Genomic DNA, 6,323 nt, shown 5'->3' with positions numbered 1-6,323 from the left:
GCAAACACGTCAGAAACGGAATGCTGTCGCCCGTCGAGTTCGAGAGGCAGCAGAAAATCTAACCCGGGGGTGTCTACGAAACTCGGGGCTATTCAAACCATGACCGTGTAAGGATCGCAGCGACCTATTCCGACTTGCAACAGGTAAAGCGGTATGAGGACGCCGATAAGAGAGACGGAGACCAGCGAGACAATCAAGCCTGCCGACCATTGAATGCCCGACAGGTCAGAGCCGAACGTTAGGATCCGCGACAGCGGCAAGATGATGTAGAAGCGATGAGCCAAAACCGCGCCGAACTTCCATCCGCGACCGAGAAGCGATTTGATGCGATTGTGATGAGGACGGCTCCTAATCCCGCCGCAGCGCTGGCGCCTAGCCCATACCATGCATTTTCGCCTTCGACCGTAAATCCCGTGCCTTGTCGGGCTGTAACTGCCAGCACACCGCATCCGGCCGAAATGCCGACGCAAACGACCATTCTCAATTTTGTCGGCCGAACCCCGACAGGATCAGCGTGATAATTACGGCCAGAACTGGCCCAATGCCGATCTCGACCGCACCGACGATCGCCGGCTCGATCAGCTTCAACGCATAAAAAAAGCACATATAGGTCAGTGCCGTGCTGATATTCAGTAGAGCAATCGGTCCGCACGCCAAGTCCCCTACCCCCTTGCGAAAGAGGCTGAGGAAAAAGGCAGCGGTCAACGTGAAGCTGATGAACACGAACAAGGGTGATGGGAAGTCCGCGAGCTATGTTCCAAAAGCAACTTTACCTATTGCCTGAAGAAAAACCGCCGAGAAAACTGCCAGCCGAGCTTTTTCTCATTCCCTTCGAGCTCCAGACAAATGCTCATCTTCTGGATTGACGTGAACTTCATTTACGGCGCACACGCTGCTTGAGAGGACGATCAATGACATCATCGATATTCTGTGGCGGCAGACCTGGAAACAGCCGTTCGAATTCCGCTTCCGCCTCAAGAGCAAAGGCAATTTTCACCAGACTTTCGAGGGAAATTTTGCCGGTTTCTTCAAATAGCCTCAGCGATCCGTAGGAAACATTCGATCTCGCAGCCAATTCGCGCTGGGTCAATCCTTGCTGGATCCGTCGGCGCTTCATTCTGTCCGCCAGGTCCCGGATAACCTCCACAGGAGAAGACATTTTAAATGCTAACATATTATCACCCATGCGCACATCGGATATATTAATGCCAATATAATAGCACTTAAGAGAAATCGCAACTCACATGTATGCTCAGAAAACTCGGCTTTATGACTCGTTGCGAATTGCAAGACTGCATCATCGTGACCGTTTTCAACCATCTGTCAGCCGCTATAGTAACCCGACTTCTCCCTAAAACGGCCTTGCTGCCCGTCGCGCGTTATATGAATTCGCCGCAAATGGGCTACCTTCGTCTTTCAGAAAAATGCTGGAGCCTGCGAAAGCCTCACAATGGAACAGTCCTTCCGTCGCGGTCAAGATACTGAAGCCCTTGGCTTGCCACGCTGCGCCAGAAGCGTGCTGACGATCTACGGAACCGTCTCTTCCATGCCAAAAGGCGCATCCGGGCCATCAAGGTTCATTGACGCCTCATTTGTCGTTACGCTTGCTCTCAGCAGCCGCTGAGATTAGACCTTTACCAAACCATTGCAATGTCTCCGACCGGCCCAAACCGGTCAGGTTTCAGAAAGGCCAAAATCCGTCGGAATGGCGTGAACCAACCCGTCAACTGCGTTAGGTCGATGAGCTAGTTGAAACCGGACTGAACATTTTAGGTTGCCGACCGCGGTCAAGCGTCAGTCCGGAATTTCTGGCACGAAAGGCTCAAGCTCTGGACGCGGGTAAGCGCGAAACTCATCTGCCCACTTTGCAGGCGAAGGGATTATCTTAAATGTGGGAAGGGTGTCGTAGACGAAATCGAACTTGAAGCCACCATCTTGCTGGAGACTGACTGTCGCGGAGTACCATGCGTGACGATTGTCGCTCTGGCGCACCATGGCTTTACGCAGATCGCTTAGTGCATCAGAACCGTCATCTTCGATCACAAACGATACGACACTGCCGTCATCTCGCTTGAAAGATCCAGTTTCCTCGGCAAATTGGGTAATGCGATGATAGTGATAGCTTGCCTCCGTCCAACCCTGATCCGGAATAGCATTGTGAATAGCTGTGACGATTGTTTTGTAAAGCTCGTGAATTTCAGGCGTCATGCAGTTCTATTTCCATTGTTGGTCGTCGTGCCGCATCCACCACGTCTGTCTAATGGTTGATTAGCGCGAAGGGCTCCGTCATTGATAGCAAAGAGGATCACATAGAGAACGATTTAGGAAGCCCATAAACCGAAGACATTCTTCATGACCACTCCTCTCTCCGTTTGCTGCCGCCGCACCTATCATCTGATTGCAGGTATGTAGCCAAAGTTCATGATTTCTTTGATGGCCGCTTCTGGCCGATACCGTTGAAAAAGGCGCGTGCTAATCTTGCGCGGAGGCTTCCGTTGTCGGGGCGTGTCGAGATGTCTTTCCCGTCACGCCGGTTTTGGCATTGGTAGCGGGGTCAGCCGACTTTCTCAACGGTATCCGCCAAAAGCGGTCATTGGGCCGAGTTCATGAACCAATCACGCCCACCGGCCGAGGCGGAAACGCGGCGTTATCCATCAACTGCATCTCTTGAGCCTGCCCCTGGATCGCCGTATGCGGCAACGCGTCGTAGATCGTCAGGCTTTCCAGGGCTCTGTTGCCATCAAGTGCGAGGATCGGTTTGAAACCATACATGTGCCCGACGCCGAGCTTTCCCAACTTGGCACATGGCGGCTTGAAAAGCTTTTTGACGTTGCCTCGCCGATGGTAAGATTAGTCGCGTTTCACCAAATATCCGCAAGTGGCGAGCAGGTCGCGGCGAAGCGGTTGGGCGGCCACGCACCTAACGCCATTCAAATTTATCCTTGCAATTATGGAATAAAAATCCATAAATGCAAGGATGATTGAACGAAGAATTGAAGCCGAACTCCGACATCTCGTAGATGAAAGTCCTGCGGTTGCACTGTTGGGCCCTCGCCAAGTCGGCAAAACAACACTTGCACTCAATATTGGAGAAACCCGGCCCTCGATCTATCTTGATCTGGAATCAGAAGCAGACCGCGCCAAACTATCGGAACCGGAGCTCTATCTTGCAAGTCACGGTGACAAACTCGTCATCCTTGACGAAGTTCATCGTCTGCCTAACGTGTTCCAGATTCTGCGGGGCTTGATCGATCGCAATCGCCGCTCTGGACGGCGCACCGGCCAGTTCCTGCTACTCGGCTCGGCTTCCATTGATCTCCTCAAACAATCTGGGGAAACACTGGCTGGCCGAATAGCCTATCTTGAAATGCAGCCTGTCGATGGATTGGAAGTGCCGGCAAATGCACTGGAGAAACTTTGGCTAAGGGGCGGATTTCCCGATAGTTTCCTTGCTTCCAGCGACCGTGGGAGCATGCGCTGGCGCCAGGATTTCATTCGTACCTATCTCGAACGCGATATTCCCCTGCTGGGACCGCGCATTCCCGCTGAGACTTTGAGACGATTCTGGACCATGCTGGCCCATCATCACTCCGGGCTTCTTAACGCAGCCGAACTCGCTCGCTCACTCGGGGTCGATGGCAAGACCGTGGCTTCCTATCTTGATCTTCTCGTCGACCTGCTGTTGGTGCGTCGTCTCGAACCTTGGCATACCAATATCGGTAAGCGGTTAGTCAAATCACCCAAAATCTATGTTAGGGACAGCGGCATTGCCCACGCACTTCTTGGGCTTGGAAGCACCGAGCAACTTCTCGGACATCCCATTGTCGGCGCCAGCTGGGAGGGTTTTGTGATCGAAACACTCGTTGCCTCTTCGCCTCACGGCACTGCGGCCAACTTCTACCGTACGGCGGCCGGCGCCGAGATCGATCTTCTGCTCACCCCTCCAGGTCAAAAGCCTTGGGCAATAGAGATAAAGCGAAGTCTGTCGCCGAAAATCGAAAAAGGGTTTCACCTTGCTTGCGAGGATCTCCAGCCCATAAAGCGCATTGTCATCTATCCTGGAGAGGAGTCATTTCCTCTGCCAAACAATGTGACCGCAATGTCGCTTCCAACTGCGGGCCGCCTTTTACAAGACCAGTAGCCCGATGTCCTCCCAGTACGGAGAATGTGAAGGGCCTCAAATTTCTTTTACTTAATCGATGACGAGGTTGGCGCTGAGCAGCAGACACCTGTTGGCCCGGATCGGTCATGGCACCGCGTCGACAACACTATTGGTTTTCAACCAACTTATGACTGCTTCCGCATTCTTTTCCGGCGGATGCACGGGATAAAAGACATGCCTGATGACACCCGCCTGGATGATCATCGTTAGCCTGCGTAACAGGGTCAGACCGCTTGCTTTGAACATCGGTAAGCCAAGCGCCGATGCCAGACGGAGCGAATGATCCGAAAGAAGTGGGAACGGAAGGTGAAGCCGTTCCGCAGCCTCGCGTTGATATTCCGTAGTCTGGGTCGAGAGGCCAAATAGATGGCTAGCGCCTAGCGCCTTCAGTTCCGCGAAATGATCGCGGAACGCGCAGGATTGCGGTGTACATCCCCTCGCGCCGGGATTGCATCCCACCCGTCAAGTGCCTTACCTCCCGGTGGGCTTGTCCGAGGATATGCGTACACGACAGATATGCCAGGACCACAAAGGTCCACCGCGGTCCCATCTGTCGCCTGCAAAGCAATGCGTGGCACTTCCATTCCAAGCAGATGCTCAACTGCTCCATCGTCTTGGGGAACCAATTCGATCCCATCGTTCCCGAAGTCGCTCATTGCTGCCTCATTTGTCGTTACGCTTACTCTCAGCAGCGGCTGAGTTTAGACCATTACCAACCCATATCTCCGACAGGCCGAGGCAGACATGCTAGGCGCTCTTGAGAGCGGCCAAGTCACCATTTCTCAAGGATGTCAAATTAGCTTCGATCTTCGCGATCGACCAATCCCACCAGGCGATATCGAGGAGGTCGTTTATCACCTCAGCTGAGTACCGCATTCTAATGATGTGGGCCGGATTGCCGCCAACCACTGCATAAGGTGGGACATCGCGCGCGACCACTGAGGCTGCGGCAACGATGGCGCCAGCACCAATGTGAACGCCGGCATAATTGCCGCGTCGTGGTCGATCCAAACGTCATGGCCGACAACAGTGTCTCGAACAGGAAGGTCCTTGTATCCGAATGTCTCGGGCTTGAAGATTCGAAATGGATATGTCGTGAAACCAGCCATCGGATGATTGGCCGAACTGGTTATGAAATAGCTGCCCCGAGCGATCTGCACAAATTTGCCAATAACCAGACGCTCGCGACACGCGTGACCGAGATAGGGTGCCAGTATCTGGGCCGTTTCATCCAATGTTCCGGAATGCGTGAAATAGCTGAAGTTACCGACGTCGATACGCGGATGGTCGATGACGTTCTTCAGGTAGACCGTGTCCGAATGGACGCGACCGTCAGGCAGAGTGATTGGATGGATTGCGTCCGCATCGAGGAGCGGCATGGAGACCCTTTTCGACTGGCTGATTGCCGGGCAACGGCGAGATATCCCACATTGACAGGCTTGATTGATCTGTGCTGATCGACGATATTGCTGCCAGGGCGTCAAGTACAGCTTGCCGCCCTTATCACTTCCATGAATAGTTTTCATGAGAGGTCTCCGAGCGAGCAAAAACGTAACCTATTGGCGCGGAGATGAAGACGCCTTTTGGCGCTGATGGGCCAAGTCGGATGTTCGACCATTGCGTCCGTCCTAGCAGCTATAAGGGACACATACCTTCAACGCCTGCAACTCTGACGCCATATTGCGTCAGCATCGTTGGCTGATCAAAGGAGGCGATCATGGCTCTGGCACAATATGCTGACAAAGGACTGTTCGCGCCAAGAAAAATCGCCGACGTTCTTCATACAACAAGCGACGATATCGCCCGCAGTGCCGGGTTGGGCAAAGATGCCGTACAGCGCAAAGAACGCATCAAGTCGGACAAAACCCAACGGCGGCTGCGCGAAATGATCGAAGTCATCAACAAGGTTGAGGCCCGTTTCGGGTCTGCGCTCATGGCATAGGCGTGGTATCGTTCAGAACCTCTCTCAGGCTTTTCTGGCCACACGGCAATGCAGCTTGTTCGAGACGGGCGCGCTCACGAAGTACTCGAATACATCGACGCGATAGACGCCGGCGTGCATGCCTGACCGCCTGCGGCGCGCAGCGTATGCGTTGAGACCGCGAACCGCGTCAACCGTTGAACCGAGCGCACATGCCAGGGATTACCGGGGTCTTAACCT

4 protein-coding genes and 4 pseudogenes are annotated in these 6,323 nt (G+C 53.7%); 2 read left to right on the top strand and 6 right to left on the bottom strand.

What is annotated here, in order from left to right; genetic code table 11:
- Positions 1-480 precede the first annotated feature (480 nt).
- From ACFVTJ_RS24765 to ACFVTJ_RS24750, 4 genes and pseudogenes are all read right to left on the bottom strand, one after another.
- Positions 481-729 (bottom strand): hypothetical protein, encoded by a 249-nt coding sequence (locus ACFVTJ_RS24765; protein WP_386911173.1) that lies wholly within the window; start codon positions 727-729, stop codon positions 481-483.
- 145 nt (positions 730-874) lie between these two features.
- Entirely contained in the window at positions 875-1,186 is a 312-nt protein-coding gene (locus ACFVTJ_RS24760) for a helix-turn-helix domain-containing protein (protein ID WP_386911172.1), read from the bottom strand.
- Between the two features lie 608 nt (positions 1,187-1,794).
- Positions 1,795-2,208, bottom strand: a complete 414-nt coding sequence (locus ACFVTJ_RS24755) for a hypothetical protein (RefSeq protein WP_386911171.1) — start codon at positions 2,206-2,208, stop codon at positions 1,795-1,797.
- Positions 2,209-2,604: 396 nt separating this feature from the next.
- Positions 2,605-2,811: pseudogene (locus ACFVTJ_RS24750) on the bottom strand (T6SS immunity protein Tdi1 domain-containing protein); the annotation flags it as partial.
- 166 nt (positions 2,812-2,977) lie between these two features.
- Between ACFVTJ_RS24750 and ACFVTJ_RS24745 the strand changes: the two are divergent.
- Positions 2,978-4,141: an ATP-binding protein gene (locus ACFVTJ_RS24745; protein ID WP_386911170.1), complete on the top strand. Its 1,164-nt coding sequence runs from the start codon at positions 2,978-2,980 to the stop codon at positions 4,139-4,141.
- A gap of 105 nt (positions 4,142-4,246) precedes the next feature.
- Here ACFVTJ_RS24745 and ACFVTJ_RS24740 read toward each other — a convergent pair.
- Together ACFVTJ_RS24740 and ACFVTJ_RS24735 are read right to left on the bottom strand one after the other, a co-directional pair.
- Positions 4,247-4,818: pseudogene (locus tag ACFVTJ_RS24740) on the bottom strand (peroxiredoxin).
- Positions 4,819-4,909: 91 nt separating this feature from the next.
- Positions 4,910-5,541: pseudogene (locus tag ACFVTJ_RS24735) on the bottom strand (CatB-related O-acetyltransferase).
- A gap of 338 nt (positions 5,542-5,879) precedes the next feature.
- Here ACFVTJ_RS24735 and ACFVTJ_RS24730 point away from each other — a divergent pair.
- Positions 5,880-6,230 (top strand): annotated as a pseudogene (locus ACFVTJ_RS24730) (MbcA/ParS/Xre antitoxin family protein).
- Positions 6,231-6,323: the final 93 nt, after the last annotated feature.

Source organism: Agrobacterium sp. NPDC058088 (genome assembly GCF_042885035.1).
GTDB lineage: Bacteria > Pseudomonadota > Alphaproteobacteria > Rhizobiales > Rhizobiaceae > Agrobacterium.
This window is presented reverse-complemented; position numbering and strand designations above follow the sequence as displayed.